20 protein-coding genes and 1 pseudogene are annotated in these 26605 nt (G+C 62.1%); 20 read left to right on the top strand and 1 reads right to left on the bottom strand.

Going from position 1 to position 26605, the window contains the following annotated elements; genetic code table 11:
• Window positions 1-58: 58 nt before the first annotated feature.
• The 14 genes and pseudogenes from Tel_11765 to Tel_11700 all read left to right on the top strand — a co-directional run bounded on the left by Tel_11765 (window position 59) and on the right by Tel_11700 (window position 17523).
• The gene (locus Tel_11765; GenBank protein ALP53754.1) at window positions 59-283 is read left to right on the top strand and encodes a hypothetical protein; all 225 of its coding nucleotides are present in this window, start codon (window positions 59-61) and stop codon (window positions 281-283) included.
• A gap of 411 nt (window positions 284-694) precedes the next feature.
• Window positions 695-976 (top strand): hypothetical protein, encoded by a 282-nt coding sequence (locus Tel_11760; GenBank protein ALP54852.1) that lies wholly within the window; start codon window positions 695-697, stop codon window positions 974-976.
• Between the two features lie 4 nt (window positions 977-980).
• Window positions 981-2885, top strand: coding sequence for a cell division protein FtsH (locus tag Tel_11755; GenBank protein ID ALP54851.1), 1905 nt, complete (start codon window positions 981-983; stop codon window positions 2883-2885).
• A gap of 181 nt (window positions 2886-3066) precedes the next feature.
• Window positions 3067-4251: pseudogene (locus tag Tel_11750) on the top strand (nucleoside-diphosphate sugar epimerase).
• A 666-nt stretch (window positions 4252-4917) separates the two neighbouring features.
• The gene (locus Tel_11745) at window positions 4918-6336 is read left to right on the top strand and encodes a dTDP-glucose 4,6-dehydratase (protein ID ALP54850.1); all 1419 of its coding nucleotides are present in this window, start codon (window positions 4918-4920) and stop codon (window positions 6334-6336) included.
• Window positions 6337-6429: 93 nt separating this feature from the next.
• Window positions 6430-7842 carry a glucose-6-phosphate dehydrogenase gene (locus Tel_11740; GenBank protein ID ALP54849.1) on the top strand — a complete coding sequence of 471 codons (1413 nt, stop codon included), beginning with the start codon at window positions 6430-6432 and terminating at the stop codon, window positions 7840-7842.
• A gap of 163 nt (window positions 7843-8005) precedes the next feature.
• Window positions 8006-9361, top strand: coding sequence for an mRNA 3'-end processing factor (locus Tel_11735; protein ID ALP53753.1), 1356 nt, complete (start codon window positions 8006-8008; stop codon window positions 9359-9361).
• Window positions 9358-11739, top strand: a complete 2382-nt coding sequence (locus Tel_11730; GenBank protein ALP53752.1) for an ATPase P — start codon at window positions 9358-9360, stop codon at window positions 11737-11739. The genes Tel_11735 and Tel_11730 overlap by 4 nt, the downstream gene beginning before the upstream one ends.
• Before the next feature lie 31 nt (window positions 11740-11770).
• Window positions 11771-12949, top strand: a complete 1179-nt coding sequence (locus Tel_11725; protein ALP53751.1) for a sodium:proton antiporter — start codon at window positions 11771-11773, stop codon at window positions 12947-12949.
• Window positions 12901-13818, top strand: coding sequence for a hypothetical protein (locus tag Tel_11720; protein ID ALP53750.1), 918 nt, complete (start codon window positions 12901-12903; stop codon window positions 13816-13818). Before Tel_11725 ends, Tel_11720 begins: the two co-directional genes overlap by 49 nt.
• 102 nt (window positions 13819-13920) lie before the next feature.
• Window positions 13921-15513, top strand: coding sequence for a hypothetical protein (locus Tel_11715; protein ALP53749.1), 1593 nt, complete (start codon window positions 13921-13923; stop codon window positions 15511-15513).
• A gap of 10 nt (window positions 15514-15523) precedes the next feature.
• Window positions 15524-16015: a hypothetical protein gene (locus Tel_11710; GenBank protein ID ALP53748.1), complete on the top strand. Its 492-nt coding sequence runs from the start codon at window positions 15524-15526 to the stop codon at window positions 16013-16015.
• A 4-nt stretch (window positions 16016-16019) separates the two neighbouring features.
• Window positions 16020-16373 carry a hypothetical protein gene (locus Tel_11705; GenBank protein ID ALP53747.1) on the top strand — a complete coding sequence of 118 codons (354 nt, stop codon included), beginning with the start codon at window positions 16020-16022 and terminating at the stop codon, window positions 16371-16373.
• 133 nt (window positions 16374-16506) lie between these two features.
• On the top strand, window positions 16507-17523 hold the full coding sequence (locus tag Tel_11700; GenBank protein ALP54848.1) for a cardiolipin synthase B: 1017 nt from the start codon (window positions 16507-16509) through the stop codon (window positions 17521-17523).
• A 6-nt stretch (window positions 17524-17529) separates the two neighbouring features.
• Here Tel_11700 and Tel_11695 read toward each other — a convergent pair whose 3' ends face one another.
• Complete coding sequence (locus Tel_11695) at window positions 17530-18246, bottom strand: hypothetical protein (GenBank protein ID ALP53746.1); 717 nt, start codon at window positions 18244-18246, stop codon at window positions 17530-17532.
• A 60-nt stretch (window positions 18247-18306) separates the two neighbouring features.
• Between Tel_11695 and Tel_11690 the strand changes: the two genes are divergently transcribed.
• From Tel_11690 to Tel_11665, 6 genes are read left to right on the top strand one after another with little or no spacing between them, the layout of a single operon-like run.
• Entirely contained in the window at window positions 18307-19068 is a 762-nt protein-coding gene (locus Tel_11690; GenBank protein ID ALP53745.1) for a hypothetical protein, read from the top strand.
• A gap of 38 nt (window positions 19069-19106) precedes the next feature.
• Window positions 19107-21155 (top strand): glycogen debranching protein, encoded by a 2049-nt coding sequence (locus Tel_11685; GenBank protein ALP54847.1) that lies wholly within the window; start codon window positions 19107-19109, stop codon window positions 21153-21155.
• Window positions 21156-21201: 46 nt separating this feature from the next.
• Window positions 21202-22143 carry a hypothetical protein gene (locus Tel_11680; protein ID ALP53744.1) on the top strand — a complete coding sequence of 314 codons (942 nt, stop codon included), beginning with the start codon at window positions 21202-21204 and terminating at the stop codon, window positions 22141-22143.
• 6 nt (window positions 22144-22149) lie between these two features.
• Window positions 22150-23874 (top strand): hypothetical protein, encoded by a 1725-nt coding sequence (locus Tel_11675; GenBank protein ALP53743.1) that lies wholly within the window; start codon window positions 22150-22152, stop codon window positions 23872-23874.
• Window positions 23871-24968 (top strand): ABC transporter permease, encoded by a 1098-nt coding sequence (locus Tel_11670; protein ID ALP53742.1) that lies wholly within the window; start codon window positions 23871-23873, stop codon window positions 24966-24968. Before Tel_11675 ends, Tel_11670 begins: the two co-directional genes overlap by 4 nt.
• On the top strand, window positions 24968-26059 hold the full coding sequence (locus Tel_11665) for an ABC transporter permease (protein ID ALP53741.1): 1092 nt from the start codon (window positions 24968-24970) through the stop codon (window positions 26057-26059). The genes Tel_11670 and Tel_11665 overlap by 1 nt, the downstream gene beginning before the upstream one ends.
• The last annotated feature ends 546 nt before the right edge of the window (window positions 26060-26605 follow it).

Below are 26605 nucleotides of genomic sequence, written 5' to 3'. Positions count from 1 at the left end.
GGCGGATGGGTCGCCACTGTGGCAATGCACACGCATTGCAGGTGGTGGCACGTTCAGAATGGCGCCCGCACTTTGGGCGTGTAACAGAGGAGAGAGTGTCATGGTGAAAGATCCAGTATGTGGTATGGAGATCGAGAAGAAAAGCGCAGCGGCGCAGCAGGAGCATGAGGGAAAGACCTATTACTTCTGCTCCGCCTCCTGTCACGACAAGTTCAAGGCCTCGCCGCAGGCGTATGGCCAGAAGCAAACAGGCGGGGCTGGGCATAAAGGAGGATGTTGTTGAACCTGATATTCAGCGCAGTATTTTGACGAAAAACGACGTTGTTGTTGACGTACATGTTTCATCACCGTTGGCAGTCGTTGGGATAAGCGCGTCATTAAAGAGCAGGTTTGACCTGGGTGTTGCACTATGGAGATAGGATATGGTGTTTTGATAGTTTGCCGAATACGGGCAAGGGGGGTTTTATGGAATGGCTTGCGCAAAACTGGTTCTGGGTGCTGATCGGCATATTGTTCGTGGGCATGCACCTGTTTGGTCACGGCGGTCACGGTGGGGGTGGTGGACATAGCGGCCATGGTGGTGGCTGTGGGCATGGCGGACATGACGCCCCGGATAAGCCGGACACTGGCGAGACCGGTCCGGATAAAACAGGCCCGAAGAACCCTTCAGGGCATCAACACTGAGGAAGGCGCTATGCTTAACACAAAACTGGTTTCCTGGGTCCTGGGTTTGTGGGGCGCGGTCATGTTTACGACGTGCGTCGTGTACGGCCTGGTGACGCCGCAGAGCCTGCACATGCATGAGTTTCTCGAACAGGTGCTACCTGCCTTCGAGTGGTTGACATGGTGGGGCTTCCTGCTTGGGCTGGTGGAGAGCTTTCTCTACGGGGTCTATGCCGGACTGGTTTTCTGCCCGCTCTACAACGGACTCAAGCGTTTCTGCAATAACCTGCATGGGGCGCCTGACGGGGAATAATTCCATGGAACCACGCCAGCAACAGTTCTCCATCTGGTATTTCGTTTTCGCCTTGCTGCTAATTCTGGTGCTGCAGAATTTCCTGTTTGCCCCGCATGCCGAGACGCTGTCCTACAGCAGCTTCAAGGCGCTGCTCGGCGCCGGCAAGCTCGAAGACGTCGCCATCGGCGAGCAAACGATTTCAGGGACGCTCAGGAATGAAGGACTTGAAACCCTGCTGCCGGCGGAAAAGCTTGCGGAGCTGAAGAAGTTTGAGCCGGGAGCGCATCCATTCGTGACCGTGCGGGTGAACGATCCCGATCTGGTCAAGGAACTCGAGGCCGCCAAGGTGCGCTTCACCGGGCGTATCGATAGCAACTGGATGGGTACGCTGCTGTCATGGATTTTGCCCGCCGTGATCTTTTTCGCCATCTGGGGACTGCTCATGAAGCGCATGGGGGGTGCCGGTGGCGGCATGGGCATGCTGGAGATCGGCAAGAGCAAGGCCAAGATCTACATGGAAAAGGATACCAAGGTCACGTTCGACGACGTGGCCGGCGTGGACGAGGCCAAGGAAGAACTTAAGGAGGTCGTCACGTTTCTGAAAGAACCCGGGCGATACGGCCGCCTGGGTGCGCACATCCCCAAGGGGGTGTTGCTGGTCGGCCCACCGGGCACCGGCAAGACGCTGCTGGCGCGCGCGGTCGCCGGGGAGACGGGCGTGCCGTTCCTGTCCATCAGCGGTTCGGAGTTCGTCGAGATGTTCGTGGGGGTCGGCGCCGCGCGGGTGCGCGATCTGTTCCAGCAGGCGCGCGGCAAGGCGCCGGCGATCATCTTCATCGATGAGCTGGACGCGCTCGGGCGCGCCCGCGGCGCCAACCCCATGGGAGGACACGACGAAAAGGAACAGACCCTTAACCAATTGCTGGTGGAAATGGACGGTTTCGATCCGGGGAAAGGCCTGGTGCTGCTCGCCGCCACCAACCGCCCCGAGATCCTCGATCCCGCGCTGCTGCGCGCCGGGCGCTTCGACCGTCAGGTACTGGTCGATCGCCCGGACAAGATCGGCCGGGTACAGATCCTGAACGTGCACCTGAAAAAGGTACACCTCGACGCCGATGTCGACCCGGAACAGATCGCGGCGCTGACGCCCGGGTTTTCCGGCGCCGATCTCGCCAATCTGATCAACGAAGCGGCGCTGCTCGCCACCCGCCGCGGCGCCAACGCGGTGACTCTCGACGATTTCACCCGAGCCATCGAGCGCATCGTCGCCGGTCTGGAGAAGAAGAACCGCCTGCTCAATCCCAAGGAGCGCGAGGTGGTCGCGCATCACGAGATGGGGCATGCGCTGGTCGCCATGGGGCTGCCGAATATGGACCCGGTGCACAAGATCTCGATCATCCCACGCGGCATCGGCGCGCTGGGCTATACCATCCAGCGGCCGACCGAGGACCGCTTTCTCATGACGCGCGAGGAACTCGAGAACAAGATGGCGGTGCTGCTCGGCGGCCGGGCAGCGGAGCATGTCGTGTTCGGCCATCTCTCCACCGGCGCCGCCGACGACCTCGCCAAGGCGACCGACATCGCCCGCGGCATGGTGATGCGTTACGGCATGGACGAAAAGCTCGGCCACGTCTCGTTGGAATCGAGCCGGCCGGCGTTCCTGGAGGTGCCCGGCGTCTTCCCGCACGCGCGCGAGTACAGCGAAGAGACCGCGCGCGATATCGACTGCGCCGTGCATGACATCGTGCAGTCGGCGTTCGATCGGGCGGTGCGGCTGCTCACCCAACAGCGCGAGCGCCTGGAACAGGGCGCCCGTCTGCTGCTGCAAAAGGAGACCTTGGGCGAGCAGGACTTGAAGACACTGCAAGCGTCGCCGGGATCGCAGGGGACAACGTTACCGACGGCAGCGGCGAAGTCGTCGCAATGAGGGAATCGGCGTCATGGGTTCCGTATTTTGTGAGGCGATTTGGCGCATGATACAGAACCGGGCGGGGGAAGACAGGTCACCAGCGCAGATAGGGGTTATATGTATTAGCGGATGGAATGTGGCCTGTGCCGTCATCTGGGGTGAATTGCAGAGTTTATCGTCTTATTAAGGAGTCGCAACCATGAAACAAAAAAGAGAAATCGTACTGGTCACCGGTTCCAGTGGACGCATCGGCAGTGCGGTGATGCGGCGTCTGACCGGACGTTTCAGCGATGTCATCGGGTTCGATCGCACGGCGCCCTCTCCGCCGCCGCCCGACTGCGTGGCGATCCCCGTTGACATCACTTCCGATGAGAGCGTGCAAGAGGGGTTTCGCGTCCTCAGGGAACACCATGGTACGCACATCGCCGCGGTGGTGCACCTGGCGGCGTACTACGATTTCCTCGGCAAGCCGAGTCCCAAATATGACGAGATCACGGTCGAGGGCACGCGCCGCCTGCTGCGCGGCCTGCGCGAGGGCGGCTTCGATGTCGAACAGTTCATTTTCTCCAGCACCATGCTCGTGCACCGCCCGGGCGAGCCGGGCGAGTTCATCAATGAGGACTGGCCGCTGGAGCCGACCTGGGCCTATCCGGCGTCGAAGGTGCGCACCGAGGAAGTGATTCACGCCGAGCGCGGCGAGATTCCCGCGGTGATCCTGCGCTTCGCCGGCGTCTATGACGACGTCTGCCATTCGCCGCCGCTGGCGCACCAGATCCAGCGCATCTACGAGGGCCAGCTCGCCGGCCACCTCTATTCCGGCGAGACCTCGCACGGCCAGGCCTTCGTCCACTTAGAGGACGTGGTGGACGCGATCGAGCACGCCATCGAGCGGCGTGCCCAACTGCCGCCGGAAGTGGCGATCCTGATCGGCGAGCCGGAGACGCTGAGCTACGACGAGTTGCAGCACACCTTCATGCGCCTGCTCCACGGCGAGTCCCGTGAGACGCACAACGTCCCCGGGCTCATCGCCAAGGTGGGCGCCTGGGCGCAGGACCTCATCCCCGGTAAGGAGCAGTTCATCAAGCCGTGGATGATCGACCGGGCCAACGACCACTACGCCCTCGACATCCGCCGCGCCCTCACGCTGCTGGATTGGCAGCCGAAGCGTTCGCTGCGCAAAACACTGCCGAAAATGGTCACGGCATTGAAGGCCGACCCGCTCGGCTGGTACCGCGAGCACGGCCTGGAGCCGCCCGCGTCGTTAAAAAGGCGCAAGGAAAAGGACGCCTTGCCCGAAATCCCCGAACAGTCCGCTGATACGACCCATTCAGAACACGGTGCTCATCCCGAGCACGCGGCAGCCCCGGCGACGGGGCATGAGCACGCGCACGGCGGCGACACCGCTCCCGCCATGGCGGCGGCCGAACCTTCGCCGGGCTGCGCGATGCACAGCTGCCCGATGCACCCTGGGGTCTGCCAGTCTTCGCCCGGCAACTGTCCGCGCTGCGGTACCGCGCTGGAGCCGGCGGAAACCGCCGACGCGGCGGAGGCGGCCGAGTACACCTGCCCCATGCACCCCGAAGTCGAGGCCACTGAACCTGGCCGCTGCCCCAAGTGCGGCATGGCGCTGGAACTGCGCACCGCTTCGTCTGAAGGACACGGTGAGCATAGTGGACATAGCGAACACGCCGGGCATCAGCATGCGGCGCCTGGCGGAGATAAGGCGACCGAGTACACCTGCCCGATGCACCCCGAGGTCGCGAGCGGCGAACCCGGCCGTTGCCCCAAGTGCGGCATGGCGCTGGAACGGCGCACCGCTTCGTCCGAAGGCCACGGCGAACATCACGCACATGACGAACACCGCGAACCTGATGCGCAGGACGCGCGCGCCGGCCATCAGCATGCCCAGTCCGGTGAAGGCCAGGCGACCGAATACACCTGCCCCATGCACCCGGAGATCGTGCGCAGCGAACCGGGCAGTTGCCCCAAGTGCGGCATGGTGCTGGTGCCGCGCGGCGCGTCGAAACCAAGCAAAGGTGAAGAGATTGACATGATGGTCGAAAGCCATCGCAATATGCTCTGGCCCTATTATCTCAGCATGATGCTCGGCCTGTGGCTGCTGACCAGCCCGTTCACGCTCGGCTATATGAGCGACTTCTCCCCCGATGCCAACCAGTTGCGGGTCATGGCCGAGCGTGATTTGCCATCATTTGAACTGCGCAACCTGTTGATGACCTGGAGCGATGTCATCAGTGGCATTCTGGTGATCGTCTTCAGTGTGCTCTCTGCGGACGTGTGGCGCCGCAATCCCTGGGCGCAGTGGGCCAATGCCTTCGTCGGTCTGTGGCTGATGTTCGCACCGCTGGTGTTCTGGACGCCATTGCCCGAGGCCTATGCCAACGGCACGCTGGTCGGTGGGCTGGTGATCGCGCTGGCGGTGCTGATCCCGATGATGCCCGGCATGAGCATGTCCGGTATGATGGGCAAACCGGACGTGCCGCCGGGCTGGGCCTACTGCCCATCAACCTGGCTGCAGCGCCTGCCGATTGCGGTGCTGGCGCTGATCGGCTTTCTCATCGCCCGCGTGCTGGGCGCCTATCAGCTCGGCCATATCGATAGCGTGTGGGAGCCGTTCTTCGTCGGTGGCAGTATGATGGCGGGAGGGATGAACGGCACCGAGCTGATCATCACCTCGGATGTCTCCAAGGCCTGGCCGATTGCCGATGGCGCCCTGGGTGGCATCGTCTACATGCTTGAACTGGTCATGGTCTGGATGGCCGGCAAGGACCGCTGGCGCACCATGCCGTGGATGGTGCTGGGGTTGGCCATTCTGATCCTGCCACTCGGCGTCGTCAGTATCTATTTCGTCATCATCCAGCCGATCGTGATCGGCACCTGGTGCACCCTGTGCCTGATCGCGGCCCTGGCGATGGCGGTGATGATCCCCTATTCGCTCAACGAGTTCGTGGCCATGGGCCAGTTCCTGGCCTGGTCGCGCAAGCAGGGCATGCCGTTCTGGCGCACCTTCTGGACCGGCGACGCGATGGACGGCGGCAGCGACGACACCGCCAAGGGGCTGGTCGCCACGCCCCGCGAGCAGTGGTCGCAGGCGACCCGCGGTGTGACCTATCCCTGGACGTTGTTGCTCAGTATCGCGATCGGCGTCTGGCTCACGTTTACCCGGGTCACCTTCGACAGTGCCGGCGCCATGGCCGACAGCGATCATCTGGTCGGGCTGCTGGTGGTGACGTTCTCGATTATCGCCCTGGCCGAGGTCGGCCGCGCCACGCGCTTCATCAACATTCCGTTCGGCATTTGGTTGATCGCCGCACCCTGGTTGCTCGACGGCATCGCCTCGCCGCTGGCGGTCTGGAACGGCGTGATCTGCGGCCTGCTGCTGATAGCATTGGCGATTCCGCGCGGGAAGATCAAGGATTCTTACGCGGGCTGGGACCGGTATATTGTTTAGCTGTGAGTACCGGTATCTATCGCGCGGTTAGTTACAGTTGATACGTTATGAGTTCGGTGGATGCGATGAGATTTATTAATGGAATCATTTGAAATGGGCAAGACCAACGGTAATACTGTGCCGCTTTCCGATGCACTGGTGATCTTCGGTGTGACTGGCGACCTCGTACGCAAGAAGATCTTTCCGGCGCTTTACGCGCTGGCCAAACGCGGTGCCCTCAAGATACCGGTGGTTGGGGTCGCCGCTTCGAAGTGGAGTCCGGCACAACTGCGCAAGCACGCCAGGGACGCCATAAAACAATCCGGCAAGATCGATGACAAGGCGGCCCTCGACCGGCTGCTCTCCCTGCTCGGCTACGTCAGCGGCGACTATAACGACCCTGGCACCTTCGACGCACTCAAACAGGCGCTGGGCGAGGCCCGCCGCCCGGCGCACTATCTCGCCATCCCGCCCTCACTGTTCGAGACGGTCGTTAAAGGACTCGGGGACACAGGTTTGGCGAAGCATGCGCGTGTTATCGTCGAAAAGCCCTTTGGACGTAACCTGGCATCCGCGCGGGAACTCAACCGCGTCCTGCGATCGATGTTCGCGGAAGAAGCGGTCTACCGCATCGATCACTTCCTGGGCAAGGAAGCGATCATGAATATCCTCTATTTCCGCTTCGCCAATACGTTCCTGGAGCCGATCTGGAACCGCAACTACGTCGCCAGTGTCCAGATCACGCTGGCCGAGGCGTTCGGAGTGGAGGGGCGCGGCGGGTTTTACGAAAGCGCCGGCGCGCTGCGTGATGTTGTCCAGAATCATCTATTCCAGATCGTCGCGCTGCTGGCCATGGAGCCGCCGGGCTATCAGGACTATGGCGCCGTGCACGCCGAAAAACACAAGGTCTTCCGGGCCATGCGCCCGTTGCGACCCGACGACCTGGTGCGCGGCCAGTACGCCGGTTACCGCCGGGAGCCGGGCGTGGCGAAACGCTCGGACGTCGAGACGTTCTGCGCCCTGCGGCTGTACATTGACTCGTGGCGCTGGGAAGGGGTGCCGTGGTACCTGCGTACTGGTAAATGTCTGGCCGCCACGGCAGCCGAGGTGCTGGTCGAGTTGAAGCCGCCACCGCAGCGGCTATTTGACGATTCGGCGCCCGCGAACGGGCGCGCCAATTATTTGCGCTTTCGGCTTTCGCCCCGTGCCGCCGTCGCCCTGGCCGCGCGCGTCAAGCGGCCAGGGAAGGAGTTCACCGGCGACCAGCGCGAGCTCTTCCTGCTGGACGAGCAGCCGGAGGAGCAAGCGCCTTACGAACGCCTTTTGGAGGACGCCATGGCCGGTGACGGCGCGCTGTTCGCCCGTGAGGAGTGTCTTGAGGCCGCCTGGGCGGTGGTCGATCCTGTGCTGACAAAGCATCCTCGGGTCTTCGCGTACACATCCGGCAGTTGGGGGCCCAAGGCAGCGGACGCGCTCATCGCGGCAGATGGCGGCTGGCACAATCCCGTGCTGGAGAATGCAAGGTGACAGTGGTGAGAAATGCGGGCCAGATCACCTTCCAAGTGCAGTGCATCACGCTGGAAGCGGAGATGTCTGAACAGGTTCTGTGTGCTGTTGCGGGGTCTGTGAGACTGTTATCGGACGTTGCGCCATGTGTTACCTCCCGCAGAACGGGAACAGGAGAGTCAGAATGAGAATCACCTTTCTGGGCGGTACCGAAACGGTAACCGGTTCAAAATACCTGCTGGAAAGCGGCACAAGCCGGATACTGGTGGATTGCGGTCTGTTCCAGGGCTACAAATGGCTGCGCGAGCGCAACTGGCAGCCCTTGCCACTGGATATCGACAAACTTGACGCGGTGGTGTTGACCCATGCCCATCTGGATCACTCCGGTAACGTCCCGGTGCTGTATAAGAACGCATATCGCAAGCCGGTTTACACCCATCACGCCACCAAGGCCTTGTGCGGCATTTTGTTGCCGGACAGCGGCCATATTCAAGAAGAGGACGCTAAGTACTACGCCCGTCACAGGCTGAGCAAGCATGAATCACCGCAGCCGCTGTATGAACGCGCCACCGCCGAACGCTCTCTCGAATTGTTCGAGCCGGTGGAATTCGGCGAAACCTTTACGGTGGGCGATATTACGCTGCATTTGCAGGGCGCGGGGCATATCCTGGGCGCCGGCAGCCTGATCGTCGAAGCCGAAGGCAAGCGCGTGGGTTTTTCCGGCGACGTGGGCCGGCCGAACGATATGTTGATGAACCCGCCGCAACCGCTGCCGGAACTGGATTTGCTGCTGCTGGAATCCACCTACGGTAACCGCCGCCACGACGCTGCCGACCCCTTCGAACAACTGGCCGGGATCGTCAACGAGACGGCCGGGCAGGGCGGCGCACTGCTGATCCCGAGTTTCGCCGTGGGCCGTGCCCAGGCGCTGCAACACATGCTGGCAACACTGACGCTGGAAGGCCGGATACCCAGGATGCCGGTCTACCTGGACAGCCCCATGGCCATCAGCGTTTCGGATATTTACTGCCAGTATTCCAGCCAGCACCGCTTGAGCCATGACCAGTGCCATCAGATGTGTGATGTGGCCACCTATACGCGCAGTATGGAGGACTCCAAGGCGCTGGCTGAACTGAATTATCCGCATATCATCATCGCCGGCAGCGGCATGGCCACTGGCGGCCGCATCCTGCATCACTTCAAACGCCTGCTGAAAGAGCATCGCACCACCGTATTGTTTACCGGCTATCAGGCTGGCGGTACCCGTGGTGCGAAAATGCTGGAAGGTACTGAAAGCGTAAAAATTCACGGTAAATGGATTCCTATCAAGGCCCGGGTGGAGGTGATGCATGGATTGTCGGGGCACGGTGACTACGTCGACATTCAGCACTGGCTGGAGCAATCGCGCCTCGCCAAGAACACCGCCATCAAGCTGGTGCACGGTGAACCTGATGCCCTTGAGGCTATGTGTGATCATCTGCGGCGCACGACACAGCATCGTGTCGAAGTGGCAGTCTACCGGAGCATTTTGACGCTATGAAGACCAGTATCATCGAAGTGGGCGGGCTGTTGTCGGCGCTGAGCGCCCGCGGTGTGGAGAAGCAGCTCACAAAACTGCCTGGCGTAAAAAAAGCCGAGGTCAATTATGTCGCCGGCAGCGCGACGGTGGTCTATGACGAGACGGCGGTCGATATCAAGACCATCAAGGCCAGGGTGCATGAGTGCGGTTATCACTGCGCCGGGGAACGGCTGCCGAAACATGTGTGCGCAGCCGAGGATCCACCGGGCGATGCCGCGGCCATGCCCATGCCTGGCGGTGGCGCGCACGCGGCCCATGGCGAAGCGGCGCAACCCGCCGAACATGCCGCGCACGCCGGCGCCCGGGACGCGATGGCCCACGAGATGGGCCATGGTGGCGGCATGGACATGCAGGCCATGGTGCGTGACATGCGCAATCGCTTTTGGGTCTGCCTGTTGTTCAGCATCCCGATCTTTATCTACTCTCCGATGGGCGGGATGTTCACGCCGCCGGCACCGCCGCTCGGTTTGCCGCTCAATCAATGGTTGTTTTTTCTTGCCACTGTGGCCGTGATCTGGCCCAGTTGGCCGTTCTTCGTCGCCGCCTGGCGCGCAGTGAAAAACGGCGTGCTCAACATGGCGGTGTTGGTGGTGCTGTCGGTGGGCACCGGCTACCTGTTCAGTCTCGGCGCGACCTTCTTCTTCGAAGGGGTGCAGTTCTTCGAGGCGGTGGCGGTGCTGCTGGTGTTCATTCTGCTCGGTCACTGGCTGGAGATGCGCGCCCGCGCCGGGGCCTCGGACGCCATCCGCTCGCTGATGGATCTCGCCCCGCCCAAGGCCATGGTGCAGCGCGACGGACAGGAAGTGGAGGTTCCGACTGCCGAGGTCCTGAAAGATGACGTGGTGGTGATCCGCCCCGGCAACAAGATCCCGGTGGACGGCGAGGTGCTGGAGGGCGAATCCCAGGTGGACGAGTCCATGCTCACCGGTGAATCCATGCCGGTGGGCAAGACGCCCGGCGATACGGTCATCGGCGCTACTATTAATAAGAGTGGTAGTTTCAAGTACCGCGCCACCAAGGTAGGCGCGGATACGGCGCTGGCGCAGATCGTCAAGCTGGTGCAGGCAGCACAGAACTCCAAGGCCCCGGCGCAGCTCCTGGCCGACAAGGCCTCCCAATGGCTGGTGGTGATCGCCATCGTCATCGGTCTGCTCACCTTCGCGGCGTGGTTCTGGTGGATCGGCCAGACCCTGCTGTTCGCCGTGACGCTGACCATCACCGTGTTCGTTATCGCCTGCCCCGATGCCCTCGGGTTGGCCACGCCTATGGCAGTGATGGTGGGCACCGGCCTCGGGGCCCAGAACGGCATCCTGTTCAAGAACGCCTCGGCCCTGGAAGACGCTACCAAGCTCGATGTCGTGGTGTTCGACAAGACCGGCACCCTGACCATGGGCGAGCCGCAAGTGGTCGAGGTCGTCGCGCGGCTCGATGCGGATCAGGACGCTGTGCTGAGCCTGGCCGCCACGGTGGAGCAGGGTTCCGACCATCCGCTGGCTCAGGCGATTCAACGCAAGGCCGAGGGGCTGAAGCTGGAGCCGCTGACCGGTTTCGCCAACCTCGAGGGCAAGGGCGCCCGCGCCGAGGTGGCCGGAAAAACCCTGTTGCTGGGTAACCGCCGCCTGATGGACGAAGAGCGGATCGATATGGCGGGGCTGACGGATGAAGCCGCGCGTTTGCAGGGCGCTGGTCAGACCGTGGTGCACGTCGCCCACGGCGGTGTGCTGATGGGCCTGATCGCCATTGCCGATGCGCCGCGCCCTACCGCCGCCGCCATGGTGAAAAAGATGCGCGAGCGCGGCGTGGAGGTGGCGATGCTCACCGGCGACAATCAGGCCACCGCCGAGCGCATTGCCAAGGAACTCGGCATCGCCACCGTCATCGCCGATGTATTGCCGGGGCAGAAGGCGGACAAAATCAAGGAACTCCAGCGCAGCGGCAAGAAGGTCGGCATGGTGGGCGACGGCGTCAACGACGCCCCGGCGCTGACCCAGGCCGACGTGGGTTTCGCCATCGGCGCCGGCACTGATGTAGCCATGGAGAGCGCCGACGTAGTGCTGATGAAGAGTGACCCCCATGACGTGCTGGGCGCGATCGAGCTGTCGCGGGCGACGCTGCGTAAGATGCACCAGAATCTGTTCTGGGCGGTGGCCTACAACGTCATCGCCTTTCCCGCGGCGGCCGGGGTGTTCTACCCGCTGGTGATCAGCCCGGAGGTGGCGGCGCTGGCCATGTCCGGCAGCTCGGCGCTGGTGGCGGTGAACGCGCTGTTGCTCAAACGCACGCGACTGGAGGGTATTCATATCGCCACGCGGTCGCAGACGCTGGTGGCAGCGGACTGAAACGGTGTGAAGGAACGTCAAACTTGAGGCTATGAGCAAGGTCACCGAAACCGAACGGCGCGGGGGCATATTGACGATCGCGGCGTTGATAGCGGCATTCGCGATGGCGAATTCACCACTGTTCGAGCTCTACTGGTTCGTCCACCACACGCCGGTATCGATACACATCGGCGAGTTTGCCATCGACAAGCCCCTGATCGTGTGGATCAACAAAGGATTGATGGTGTTCTTCTTCCTGCTGGTCGGTCTGGAGATCAAGCGCGAAGTGCTGGAAGGCGAGCTTGTCGGCGTTAAACACTTCGCCCTGCCATTGCTGGCGGCCGTCGGCGGCATGGCGGCGCCGGCGGCGATCTATATTACCTTCAATGCGTCCGATCCGGTCGCCATGCGCGGCTGGGCGATACCCACGGCCACCGATATCGTACTGGCCCTCGCCGTCCTGTCACTGCTGCGCGAGCGCGTTCCGGAGGCACTGATGATTTTTCTTGCCGCACTGGCGATATTTGACGACGTCGGTGCCATTCTGATCATCGCCCTGTTCTATTCCGAAGGATTAACCGCGGCTTCGCTGCTGGCGGCGGTGGGCGGCATCGGCGCGCTCATCGTTCTTAATCGCTATAAGGTCGTTTATACCGCGCCCTATCTGCTGGCGGGTCTTTTCCTTTGGGCGGCGGTGCTGAAATCGGGCGTGCACGCGACGCTGGTCGGCGTCATCGTCGCCCTCGCCCTCCCACTGCGGGGCGTGCGCGATGGGGCGGGGTGCTCGCCGTTGAAGGAGATGGAGTCCGGTCTACGGCCCTGGGTGACGCTGGGCATCGTGCCGGTATTCGCCTTCTTCAATGCCGGCATCACGCTCTCCGGCCTGGCGCCGGGCACGCTGTGGACGCCGGCGGCGATGGGTATCGTCCTGGGTCTGTTCCTGGGCAAACAGTTGGGGGTGTTCGGGGCGACCTGGCTGGCGGTGCGCATCGGCATCGGGAAGCTGCCGGCCGGCATGAATTGGGCACAGATGTACGGGGTGGCGTTGCTCGCCGGCATTGGCTTCACCATGAGCCTGTTTGTCACGTCTCTGGCCTTCGATGACAAGGCGTTGCTCGCCTCGGCCCGATTCGCGATTCTGATCGGTTCGATACTATCGGCGATAGTGGGTTTGATCGTTTTATGGCGTGTGTCCCCGCGCCGTGGAGATCGAGAAGGGGAGGACGGCTAGTGTGGATTACGCAGGCATTGTTGGTCATGGTGCTATGGGCCGCCTGTTTTCCGCTGATCGGACTCGGCCTGCAGGACGCCCCACACCTTTATTTTGCGGGGTTGCGGGCTTTGCTGGCGGGTATTGCTTTGCTGTTGGTCGGCATGGCGCTGGGGCGGCCCGTACCGCGCGGCGTGATGAACTGGGCACAATTAACCGGTATCGGCATCGGTGCAACGACGCTGGCGTTTCTGGGTATGTTCCACGCGTCCGAGTTTATCTCTCCGGGCCTGGCCACGGTGATCGCCAACACACAGCCTATACTGGCCACGGCCGTGGGCTACCTGCTGTTGGGTGAGCGTCCCGGATGGGCGGGACACACGGGCATGGCGTTGGGGTTTGCAGGCATCCTGTTGATTGCCTTGCCGGGGGGCGATGCGCTATCCGGTGGCGGCTACGCGTTGGGCCTTGCTTATCTTTTGCTCGCCACGCTGGGTGTCACATTCTCGAACGTGCTGATTCGCCGTGTGGCGGGGGCCGTGGATATCGTCATGGCTATGGCCATCCAGCTCCTAATCGGCGCGGTGCCCCTGCTGTTGGCCGCCGCCATGCTGGAGCAGGCCGATGACATTTCGTGGACCGGCCGGTTCGTTTTTTCCTTGCTTACGCTCGGCCTGGCTGGCACGGCACTGGCTTACTGGTTGTGGTGCAGGGTGCTGGCGGTCACCGAACTCTACCGGGCCAATGTGTTTACTTATCTTGTGCCGGGACTGGGTTTGGCGATGGGGGCCCTTTTTTACGATGAGCGGGTCAGCATGATGACGGTATTCGGCGTGTTGTTGACGTTGGCGGCGATGTCGCTGGTCAGCACCAAAGCAGGTGCGCGATAGCTCAAGAGGGTGACTGATGATCGAATCATATCGGAATTGTTGCAGACAGGACGGGTGTAGACAGGACATGACATATTCATTTCAGCATCGACAGGTGGACGCGTGGCTTATCTGAGCCGCTTTATTCGCATCAGCTGGGCGCTATGGGTGTATCTGTTCTGGTTGGGCCTGGTCCGTCTGCACTGGCTGCATCCCAAGCTTTCTCCGGCGCGCAAGTTTGCCGGCATGCTGGCGGGGCTGGGGACGACGTTCATCAAGCTGGGGCAGGGGTTGAGCCTGCGCCGCGACCTGTTACCGGATGACTATATCGAGGCCTTGCAGGCACTGCAGGACAGTGTAGCGCCGTTCGACGGCAAGACGGCAGTGCTGGAGATCGAGCAATCACTCGGCGCGCCGGTTCACGAACTGTTTGCCGAGTTCGACGAACAAGCGCTGGCCGCGGCGTCCATCGCCCAGGTTCACCGCGCCCGCCTCCACGATGGCCGGGACGTCGTGGTCAAGGTGCGCCGCCCGGCCATCAAGGCGCAGGTGGCGCGCGACATGCGCCTGCTGAAACTCGCGGTCAGGCTGCTCGCGGCACTGGTCCCGCGGCTGCGCCAGTTCCAGTCGCTCGCCATCATCGAGGAGACAGATAACGGACTGCAGCAGGAGATGGACTTTCGGCGCGAGGCGCGCAACGTCAAGCGTTTTGTGCAGATGTTCGAGGGTTCGAAGACAATATATGTCCCTCCAATCGTAGACGATCTCTACACCGATGCCGTGATGGTCCAGATACGCAGCGGCGGCCGCAGGATTGATGATCCGGCGGTCAAGGCGCGGGGAGCAGCGCTGGCGCAGGCCTTGGTGGATGCCTACCTCAGGCAGTACTTCCTGTTTGGTATGTTTCACGGTGACCCCCACCCTGGCAATCTATTCGTTATGGAAGATGGCCGTCTTTGTCTGCACGACTTTGGTCTGGTCGGATTTCTCGATCACAAGAGCCGCAAAGCGCTTGCCGCGGCAATGCAGGCGTTTGTGCAGCGCGACAGCGGCTGGTTGCTGGATGCCTACCAGGAACTGGGACTGATCGCCGGCGATCTGGATCGCGCCGAGTTCATTCGCGGTTTGGAAGAGATGCTGGAAGATTATGCCGCGCTTCCCATGAAGGACTGGTCATTCAGCGAGGCGTTTATCGCCATGATGCGATTGGGACAGGGACGCAACGTTAGGGTGCCGCATAACCTACTGGTCTACCTGCGGGCATCATTACTCACCGAGTCGGCGGTACGGACGCTGGACGCTGAATTCAATGTCGTGCAAGGGTTGACGGCGGGTGAACAGCAGATCAGGGATACCATCGCGTCACAAGCCTCCAAGGCCATGCAGACACGTTTGAAGTACGAGGCAGCCGAGGCGATTCAGGAGTTACCCCAGGCCCTCGCGGAAGGGATACGCAGGTTAAGACGGGAAGGGTTCCAGTGGCGTTTATACCATCGTGGTCTGGAGGACCTCGAATCCCATCTCGACCGCAGCAGCAACCGGCTGGCGTTGGCGCTGGTGGCCCTCGGTCTGTATATCGCTTCGTCGTTGCTCATGCAGTCCGAATTGGGGCCCCGTGTGGCAGGCATCCCTTTGCCCGCGTTGATCGGGTATGTTTTGGCATTCTGGTTCACGATTCGACTGGTGCGTGGAATCTCGCGGTCGGGGCGATTATAGGAGAGGCGCCATGAAACAAAGCGATCAGGTGAAATGTCCGGTGTGCGGCATGCGGGTCGGTCCGCATCAAAACGAGATTATCTATCAGCAGATGCAATTCGCTTTCTGCTCCGAGCAATGTAAGGCGCGTTTTCTCTCTCACCCTCATCTCTATATCGGTTATCCGGGTGAGCCGGCGCCCAGACAAAGGGGGCAGGTTGAGCTGAAACGCAGGCGCTTGGCTCTTCGCCAGCCACTTTCGGTGGAGGGCGCGGCGCTGGTGCAGGAGTTGCTCAGCGGGCTGATGGGCGTCAATGAGGCTACCGCTTCGGGCGAGACGATCGAGGTGACCTATGACCTGTTGCAGGTGAGTCTGGAAGAATTGGAGCAGGCATTGACCGAGGCAGGCACTCGGCTCGGCGGGGATTGGGTCGAGCGCCTGCGCCGGGCCCTGATCCACGAAAGCGAGGAAACGGAGATCGAAGCCCGTGAAGCCACGCCTCCCCATCACTACCTTCCGTAGCTCGATGGACCGTGATCTGGAGACGATCGAACTCGAGATCGATCAGGACGGTTCCCCGGTGACGCTGGAGGTCGGCAGCTGGTTCGTCTGTTTCGTGCCCGGGCTCCAGAAGCAGTGGTGGCACACTTTCGTTAACAAACGCCACAAGCATGTCTTCGCCATGCGGCCGGCGGGACGGGGTGAATGGACGCTCTTTGAGCTGTGGTGGCACCGGCTACTGACGGCCGCCATCACCTCGGAGCAAGCACGAAAGTTTCTCCTCTGGGGCGCCCGCGGTGACGTGCTGCTGGTGCGCGAAGCCATTCTGTATGAAATGCGGCCGGGATCTCGACATGGTGGGGTAAGAGGGATTGGATGAGGGCATGCAGATGAGCGTGGAGCCGGAAAGAGAGATCATGACGCGGATCGGCCCCTGCCTCTGCCTGCCCCTGCTGGCCGAGAGCCACGAGACCCTGGAATACTTCACGGAAGGTGATGCATTGTACGGAGCCATGCTCGATTCGATCGCCGGGGCGCGCCGCCGGGTGTGGCTGGAGACTTATATCTTCGCCGATGACGAAATCGGGCGGCGGTTTGCCGAGGCCCTGACGGAACGGGCGCGTGCCGGGCTGGACGTGCGGTTGCATATCGACGCCGCCGGATCGGCGCTATGCTTTTCCAGCCGCCTCGAACACTATCTACTCACTCAGGGGGTGCAGCTGCGGTGGTTTCACCGCTGGCGCTGGCGGCAGCCGCTGCGTTACAACCGGCGCAACCACCGCAAGCTGCTGGTGGTGGACGACAGCGACGCCTATCTCGGCGGTTTCAATATTCACCGCGAGAATTCACGGTCGGTCTATGGGGAGCAGCGATGGCGCGACGCCCATGTGCGGTGCGACGGCGCGCTCGCCGTTCAGGCCGCCCGGTTGTTCGACGCCTTTTGGCGCGGGAACCGGCGCTGGGTCTTGCCGCGGACAGCGGGGACGGCCACCGTGCTGATGCCAAATCATACCCGTCTGTGCCGCCAGCAACTGCGCTGTGCGTATGCCGCCATGGCGGATAGTGCGGAGTCCCTCATGTGGTTGACTACGCCTTATTTCGTTCCGGATCACCGGACACAGGAGGCCCTGATCACCGCCGCGCGGCGGGGGAGGGACGTGCGTGTGTTGGTGCCGCGCAAGGGGGACGTGCGCCTGGCCCGCTGGGCGGCCCGCGCCGCCTATGCCAAGCTGCTACGGGCGGGTGTGCGCATCTTCGAGTATCTGCCGCGGGTATTGCATGCCAAGACCGCGGTGGTTGATGAGGCCTACGCCGTTCTGGGTACAGCGAACCTGGACTATCGCAGCTTTTTCCTGAACTACGAACTAAACTTCATCACCCGTGAGCCGGGTCTTTGCCGGCAGTTAGTGGAGCAATTCGAAAAAGATCTGGAGGAATCGGAAGAGATATGCGCGGACCGCTGGGCTACCCGGCCCTGGACCGATCATCTAACGGAAACGGTGGGTTGGTTGGCGCGGCGCTGGCTTTAATCCCGATCATGGTGCCGTGGCGGATGTTGGATACGCGGGTCGTGCCCAGGTGAAATGCTCGTAGACACCGGACCAGTACATGCCGAAGGTGACGGCAAACAGCAGTTCCTCCAGCGGCATACGCAGGAGGGTGACGCCAGAGAGGGCCTCGAGATTCCATATCCGGTCGATATAGCCGGGTGCCGACCACTCGAGGCCGGTAAGGAAAACGACGTAGTAGAGCAGAAACAATAGGCCACCCACCCAGCTTTTGGTTGCAAGGTCGGGGCGGCACAGCATGGTTGCGATGGTGCCCACCGCCATGGCGACGATGCCCGGATAGATGGGATTCCAAGGCAGGAAATAGATGAGGGGAAACGCCAGAAAAGGCGAGGCGAGCGCGTAACGGTGATAGCGGTGGCGGAGCGAGCAACGCTCATCGTGACTGACCATCGCAGTGGTTTTACCGGTGAACACGTTGTACAGCACAGCGCCGATACCGCCGATGGCGAAACAGAAGATCAGGCTCTCGATGTCGAAGCCGGTGCGCTGCGCCAGATCGAACAGGCTGGGTGGGTTCCAGTACTCGGGGACGAACAAGGGTTCGGTCAGGCCGAAAGGTGCGGTGAACAGGCTGGCCCACCACATGGCGCGGCGGTGGGCAGGAAAGACGGCGTAAACGATCGCCCAGGGGAGCAGAAAGGCGCTGGACCAGGCCAGCCAGACGTAATGATCGGGAACCATCTCTCACCCTGTATCTATTGGTTTTGAGAGAGTAATCTATATTTTGTTCGGGAGGAAAACATGGTCGCAGCCAACGAAACCAAACCACTCCGGGAGGATCGGTTCAGCGAGAGGCTGTTTTACACGGCATTCTTGTTGTTGATGGGCGTCGGTTATCTCATGGCCCTGACCTATCTCGATCTGACCCATCAAGGCCACGACGGCAAGCCGGGACTGTCGGTGGAGGACATCGTGGAAAACTACTATGGCAACCGCAGCGGTACACGGCTGGAGGCGGCGATCCGCGGGCCCATGGGCGGCTATCTCGACCGCGAGGAGCGCCATCATATCGTGGCGTGGCTGAAGTCGGGGGCGCCCCGCAAGACGTTTGAAACGAACGTGCAGCCCGTCCTGCAACGCAACTGCCTGGGCTGCCACAGCCCCTCTTCGGGTATGCCGGTGCCCGATCTGTCCAGCTACGAGGCGGTGAGCGAGGTCGCCAGAATAGATACCGGAACCTCAGTGTTGTCACTGGTGCGGTTGTCGCATATCCACCTGTTCGGCATCGGTTTGATCATGTTCGGCGTGGGGATGATATTCCGCCGGGTGATCCTGTGGGAGTGGCTGAAAGGGACATTACTAGTGCTGCCGTTTGTCGCCATCGCGGTGGACATCCTTTCCTGGTACCTGACCCACTGGGATCCCCATTATGCGCTCACGGTGGTGATCGCCGGAGCGGTGCTGGGGCTGTGCCTGGCGGCGCAGATACTCATCGCCTTGTATCAAATCTGGTTCCCGGCGCGCGGACCGGGTACGATCAACCGGCAACGCGCACAGCCATGACCGAAACGTTGCGCACCGCTCCGGGACGGCCTTTTCCGTTGGGAGCTCGGCTGGTCGATGAAGGCGTCAACTTCGCCCTGTTCAGCCGCCATGCCGCGGCGGTGAGCCTGCTGCTGTATGACGGGCTCGATGCGCCGGGGCCCGGGAATCGCATCGATCTGGACCCGGCCAACCATCGCGACGGGGATATCTGGCATATCTGGGTGGCGGATGTCCGGCCCGGCACGGCCTATGCCTACCGTGTCGACGGGCGCTATGACGTGACTGCGGGGTTGCGCTTCAATCCGCGGCGGGTGGTCATCGATCCTTACGCCTCGGCGCTGACGGGCGTCTCGGACTGGGATTTCGCCAAGGCGCGCGGTTATGACGCCTCCGCGCAGCAGGACGACGTTCACCTGGCGTATGACGACAACGAAGGATATACGGCGCGCGGCCTGGTCGTCGACAACGGCTTCGACTGGCAGGGTGACCGTCCGCTCAAGCATCCTTGGCCGCAGACCATTATCTACGAGACCCATGTACGCGGTTTCACCGCCGATCCGTCCTCGGGCGTGCAGCATCCCGGCACCTATCGCGGCCTGATCGAGAAGATCCCCTATTTGCGGGGGTTGGGCGTCACCGCCGTGGAACTGCTGCCGGTGCACGAGTTCAACGAGCACGAGCTGGTGCGCGTCAATCCTCTGACCGGCAAGCGGCTGCACAACTACTGGGGCTACAGCACGGTCGGCTTTTTCGCCCCCAAGGAAGGTTACGCCTCGCAGACAGGCGCGCAGGTGAGCGAGTTCAAGGAGATGGTGCGCGCCTTGCACGCAGCCGGCATCGAGGTGATCCTGGACGTGGTCTTCAACCATACCGCCGAGGGTAACGAGCTGGGACCGACCCTGAGTTTTCGCGGCATTGATAATCCGATCTACTACCTGCTGGAAGACGACCCGCGTTATTACAAGAATTACACGGGCTGCGGCAACACGCTCAACTGCAATCACCCGGTGGTGCGTGATTTCGTCCTCGATTGTCTGCGCTATTGGGCCATCGAGATGCACGTCGATGGCTTTCGTTTCGATCTGGCCTCGGTGCTCGGGCGCGATGAACACGGCAACATGATCAGCAATCCCCCCTTGCTGGAGCGCATCGCCGAGGACCCCATCCTGCGCGATGTGAAACTGATCGCCGAGGCCTGGGATGCGGCCGGCGCCTGGCAGGTCGGGCGTTTCGCCAGCCGGCGCTGGTCGGAATGGAACTGCCATTTCCGCGACGAGGTGCGCCGCTTCTGGCGCGGCGATACCGGCATGCGCGGCGGGCTGGCGAGTCGCTTATGCGGCAGCGCCGATCTCTATCAGTCCGGTGGCAAGCAGCCACTCAACAGCATCAACCTCATCACCTGCCACGATGGATTTACACTCAACGACTTGGTGAGCTATGAGCGCAAGCACAACGAGGCCAACGGCGAGAATAACCGCGACGGCACCGACGCCAATTGGAACGCCAACTACGGCGTCGAGGGTGAGACAGACGATCCGCAAATTGAGGCGCTGCGGTTGCGCCAGCTCAAGAATCTCATCGCCACCCTGATGCTCTCCCGCGGCGTGCCCATGCTGCTCGGCGGCGACGAATTCCGCCGCAGCCAGAGCGGTAACAACAACGCCTACTGCCAGGACAACGAGCTGTCCTGGGTTGACTGGCGGCTGGTAGAACGCAACAGCGAGCTGTTGCGTTTTACCCGTGAGATGATTGGGTTGCGCCAGCGGCACTCAGTGCTCTGCGCTGAGAGCTTTTACGAGAGCAAGGAGATTACCTGGTTCGAACCCGAAGGCCGCTATCCCGACTGGCATAGTGATGCCCGCACCCTGGGATGTTCGATTCATGGGATGAGAGCGACCGATGGCGAATTGTGCCTGTTGTTCAATGCCGAGCCGCATGCCGTAGAGTTTCGGCTGCCCGATGGGCAATCCGGCCGGGCTTGGCGGGTGACCGTGAACACCGGTGAATCCGCGCCTCACGATGTGAGGAACCGCGATTGCCCATTGCTCGATGGACAGTCACGGCTTACATTGGCAGACCGCACCCTCGCGGTATTGATGTGTTGAGAGCCAACGTGCAGCGGAGGGATTAACAATGTCAAGGAACTGGGTATTGACGCCTGTTGTATTAATCGCTCTGGCGGGCCTGTCCTATGGCTTGTATATGATCCTGCAACCGCCGCCCTTGCCACAGGGACTGCTTTATGGCAACGGCCATATCGAGGGCACCGAAGTTGTCGTCAGTGCCGAACTTGCCGGCCGGGTCGTGGAGAACCGCTTGCAGGAGGGCGAGTTGGTGCAAGCGGGCGATTTGTTAGTACAACTCGATGATGTGCAGCCGCGACTCCAGCTGGAACAGGCAGAGGCGCAGACGACCGCCATCCAGCGCAGTGAGGCCGCGCTCAAGGAGCAGCTTGATCTCTGGCGTCATCATCTTTCCACGGCGCAGAGCGATCTCACGCGCTACCGGGAATTGCGTCGCAGCGGCACGGTCACCCCGCAACAGCTCAATCAGGCGGAAGACCGTTTCCGCGAGGCGCAGGGCCGGGTCGGTACGCTGCAGGCGCAGATTGCCGAGGCCCGCGCCAGGCTTAGCGCCGCCGGGCAACAGGTCGCGCTGTTGCAACAACAATTGGCCAGGACCGGCATTCACGCCCCCGTCACCGGTACCGTGCAGACCAAGGCCGTCGAGACGGGCGAGTTGGCCGCGCCGGGGCGGGCCGTGGCGGTGCTGGTCGATCTGTCGTACCTCGAACTCAAGGTCTACATACCGGAAGGCGACATCGGCAAGGTGAAGCTGGGTGATACGGCACGCGTTAAAGTGGATGCCTTCCCCGATCGTTATTTCGAAGCCGTCGTCAGTCAGGTGGATCAGCGCGCCCAGTTCACGCCGCGCGACGTGCACCTGCCGCAGGAGCGGGTGCGCATGGTATTCGGGGTCACGCTGACACTGGATAATCCCCAGGGCTGGCTCAAGCCCGGTATGCCCGCCGATGCCTGGATACGCTGGCAGGATGGTGCCGTCTGGCCGGAACGGTTGGTGGTGCCGGGCTAGCGACAGATGATTGATCCGAATCAGGCTGAGCGGATTATTGAGGCGCAGGGCCTGGGACGGCGTTACGGCGCTTATCCAGCGCTTGCCGCCATCGACCTGGGTGTCTATCGCGGTGAGATTTTCGGTATTGTCGGTCCCGACGGCTCAGGCAAGACCACGTTGATGCAGCTGCTCGCCGCGATCCTTGATCCCAGTGCGGGGAGTTGCCGGGTGCTTGGCTTCGACACTGTCAGGCAGGCGGTGCAGATCACGTCCCGCATCGGTTATATGTCCCAGGGCTTCACGCTCTATGACCGGCTCAGCGTGGACGAGAATATTGCCTTTGCCGCGCGGGTGCGCGGCATTAGCGGCGAGCTGCTCCGGCGGCGACGCGAGCGCCTGCTGGAGATGGCCGGGCTGGCACCGTTCCTGGAACGGTGGGCGGGACAGCTTTCCGGCGGCATGCGCAAGAAGTTGTCGCTGTGCACCAATCTCATCCACGAGCCGCCATTACTGTTGCTGGACGAACTCAGCCTGGGCGTTGACCCGCGTTCGCGCCGCGAGCTGTGGCGCATGCTGAGAGAGTTTCGCGATCAGGGCGCGACCATCGTTCTTACCACGCCCTACATGGACGAGGCCCTGCATTGTGACCGCCTGGCCTTTCTTCACCGCGGTGAACTGCTGGCCGTCGATACACCCGCCGCCCTGCGCGAGCGCGCCCGTGGCCGGGTGTACGAACTGCAAACGAGCCGCATCGACGAGGCGCGCCAGCGGCTCGCCGGTGTGCCGGAGATGGTTGGCGTGCAATGGTTGGCGGACAGGATGCGTTTTCAACTGGCCCCGGCAGCGACGCTGCCGGCGGAGTTACAGGATGGTCTCGGCCGCCTGGGAACATTGTCTGATGCGGAGCCCGACCTGGAGAACGCTTTTATCCAGCTGGCTTTCGTGCCGGAGGCGGCAACGGTGATGTCGCCACAGACAGCAGCAGCGGCGAAGCGGCCGGCGGAGGCGGTCGCGGTGGCAAACGTCACGGTACGCTTCGGCGCCTTCACGGCCGTCGATGATGTCTCGGTCACCATCGCGCCGGGTGAGGTCATCGGTTGGCTGGGCCCCAACGGTGCCGGCAAGACGACGTTGATCCGTGTCCTCTGTGGTCTGTTGCGGCCCACGGCCGGTAGCGTGCGGGTGGCGGATGTCGATGTCCGGCGCGAGGCGAGGCGCCTCAAAGGGCGCATCGGTTACATGTCGCAGCGCTTCTCGCTCTACCCCGATCTCACCGTGGCTGAGAACCTCGCCTTCTTTGCCGGGGCCTATGGGCTGGGCGGAAAGGAACGGCGGGCGGCCATGGCCTGGGCCGGCGATATGACGGGGCTTGGTGGCGTGGAGGGGCGTCGCGCCGGGGACATCTCCGGGGCGTTACGCCAGCGCCTGGCACTGGCCTGCGCCATCATGCATCGCCCGGCGGTGCTGTTCCTCGATGAGCCCACCTCGGGTGTTGATCCCGTCGCCCGGCAGCGCTTCTGGCAGTTGATTCAGCTGCTCGCCACGAGCGGCATGGCGGTGCTCGTTACGACTCATTATCTCGAGGAGGCGCGCTACTGCCACCGCCTCGGCCTGATGGCGCAGGGGCGCCTGATCGCCCTGGGCGGTATCGATGAACTGCGCGCCGGCCTGGGCAGTGCGGGTGACGGCGACATGGAGTCGCTGTTCATGGCCTATCTCGAGCGGGCGTCCGTCGAGGCGGGGGCATGAACCGGCACCGTATCGCCGCCGTGGTCGGCAAGGAGACACGCGAGATTCTGCGTGATCCTATTACTGTCGGGGTCTCGCTGCTGATGCCGCTGGTCATGTTGTTTTTGTTCGGCTATGCCATCTCGCTGGATCTGCGCCAGGCGGCTCTTGCTGTGCTGGACGAAGATAACAGTCCCGCCAGTCGGGCACTGGTCGAGCGCTTCGTGCAGAACGAGTATTTTCGTCGCGCGCGGCCGCTGCTCTCGACGCATGAGGTCGAAGCTGCACTGCAGCGCGGTGAGGCGGACGTGGCGCTGGTCATCGCGCCGCGTTTCGGGGCGCAGCTTGTCCGTGGCGAGCACCCCGCGGTGCAGGTGCTGGTGGACGGCACCTATTCGAGCACGGCCTTGCTCGCGGCGGGATACAGCGAGGCGATCATCGCCGGATTTCAGCAGCCTGCCGATGCTGCCGTGGTGCGCGTGGAGACGCGGGTCTGGTATAACCCGTCGCTGAAAAGCGCCAACTATATCGTGCCGGGCCTGTATGCCGTAATCCTGATGGCCTTCCCGCCGCTGCTGACAGCGCTGGGCATTGTCCGTGAGAAAGAGACCGGCACCATCCAGGGTATCTTCGCTTCGCCGCTGACCAGCGCCGAGTTCATTGTCGGCAAGCTGGTGCCCTACGGCTGCATTGCTTTCCTGCAGATGGTCATGGTTATCGGCGTCGGTTACCTGTGGTTCGGGGTGCCGTTCCAGGGCAGCCTGGCCTTTCTGCTCGCGGCCGGTCTGATCTACGTATTCTGTACCGTCGGCATCGGCCTGCTGGTATCCACTGTTACCCGCAGCCAGCTGACGGCCATGCTGCTGGCCCTGATCGTGACGCTGATGCCGTCATTTCTGTTCTCGGGTCTGTTGTTCCCGATCTTCACGATGCCCAGGCTGCTGCAGCTCTACACCGCGGTCTTCCCCGGCCGCTACTTCGTCGATATTTCGCGCGGTGTGGCGCTGAAGGGTGCCGGCCTGGAGGCGCTGTGGTTCGAAGTGGCGGTGCTCGCCGTTTACACGCTGGCGGTGTTCTTCCTTGCCGCCTGGCGGCTGAAGAAAAAGGTGGCGTGATGCGGCTGGCGAGCCTGCTGGTCAAGGAGTTCATCCAGTTCTTTCGCGACCGGGTGATTCTGCTGCTGATCCTCTGGCTCTATACCGTCGAGGTGATCATTTGCACTTACGCCCTGGGGCTCGACCTGCGCCACCTGCCGCTGGCGGTACTTGACCAGGACAATACGCCGGTCAGCCGCCGGCTCGTCTCCGCCCTGACCAGCGGTGAGTCCTTCGAGCTGGTGGGTCATCCCGCTGACATGCCGGCAGCCGAGCGCTGGTTGCAGGCCGGTCGCGCCCGGCTGGTGCTGGTCATCCCCGAACATTTCGGCCTCAAGCTGTTGCGTCAGGAGTCACCGCAGCTGCAAATCCTGCTGGACGGCGCCGATGGCAACACGGCAGCGACGGCCCGCAACTATGTCTTGCTGGCACTGCAATCCCTGCAAACCGAAGCCATGCCAGGCAGCGGTCCGCCGGTACGGGCAGAGATCCGCATCTGGTATAACCCGGATCTCACCTATACCAGTTTCATGGTGCTTTCGATGATCGCCCTCGCGGCCCTGATGGTGGGAGTGATCCACCCGGCGGCGACCATCGTGCGCGAGAAGGAGGTGGGCACCATCGAGCAGCTGCGGGTCACGCCGATACGCACCGGCGAATTGTTCCTCGCCAAGACCATTCCCACGCTGTTCATGGGCACCTTGTCGGTTTTTCCCAGTCTTCTTATCGTCTGGTGGTTCGGTGTGCCGTTGCATGGCAGTCTCGTTCTGTTTCTCTTGCTGACGGTACTGTTTCTGCTCAGCGCCATCGCCATCGGCGTGCTCATCGCCGCTGTATGCAAAACCCTGCAGCAAGCCTTGTTGCTCTCTTTCTTCGGCCTGTTTCCCATCATGTTTCTGTCGGGCACGCTGGCACCTGTCGCCAGCATGCCGGATTTCTTGCAGTGGCTGTCACTAGCCAGCCCGTTGCGCTATTACATGGACGTAATTCTGGGCGTCTTTTTGAAGGGTGTCGGTATCGCCGAGCTGTGGCCGCAGGCAATGGCCCTGCTGGTGATCGGCTCGGCCCTGTATGCGGCGGCGGCCCTGGTGTTTCGCCGGAACTCGGCATGAAAGCAGAGGTCCGGTTCCTGTAATTGTTGCGCCCTTGCCTATGAACCAGGTACTCTCCGGTTCGAATCCTACAAACTGTGATTCAATCCCTAATACAAGAAGTAATAGTCCCCCATTTACCCGGTTGAACATCGTGTGTTTACCATAACCCGTAAGTAGTAGTGGGAGTTGGAAGATGCAGACAATCAAAAGTAGTCGAGACAGCCTGGGAGCGAGCTATCGGGACGGCTCACGTGGGCGGAATAGCAGGCAGACCACCTGCTTCAGAGTAAAATTCCGAGTTAAGGATCTCATTGAGCGGTTAAAACGACCCGAGGTGGCGATATTTCCTGGCAGAATGGGCGGATGGTGTGCACAAGGAGGAAAAGCGCGTGAGCGAACCAAACATTATCTGCCCAAACCGCAAAACAGAAATCTGGCTCAGCGACTCACTCACAGCGCCGTCGAGTAACGTGGGAGAAACTGACTAGAACTGACGGATCCGCTTTCAGGTTTTGTTGTTGAGCATAAGCCAAGTTGACCGGTATGCCAGCCGTTAGTAGAAAC

It is taken from the genome of Candidatus Tenderia electrophaga (genome assembly GCA_001447805.1).
Lineage (GTDB): Bacteria > Pseudomonadota > Gammaproteobacteria > Tenderiales > Tenderiaceae > Tenderia > Tenderia electrophaga.
The sequence above is the reverse complement of the archived record's forward strand: the minus strand, read 5'-3'. Positions and strand labels throughout refer to the sequence as shown.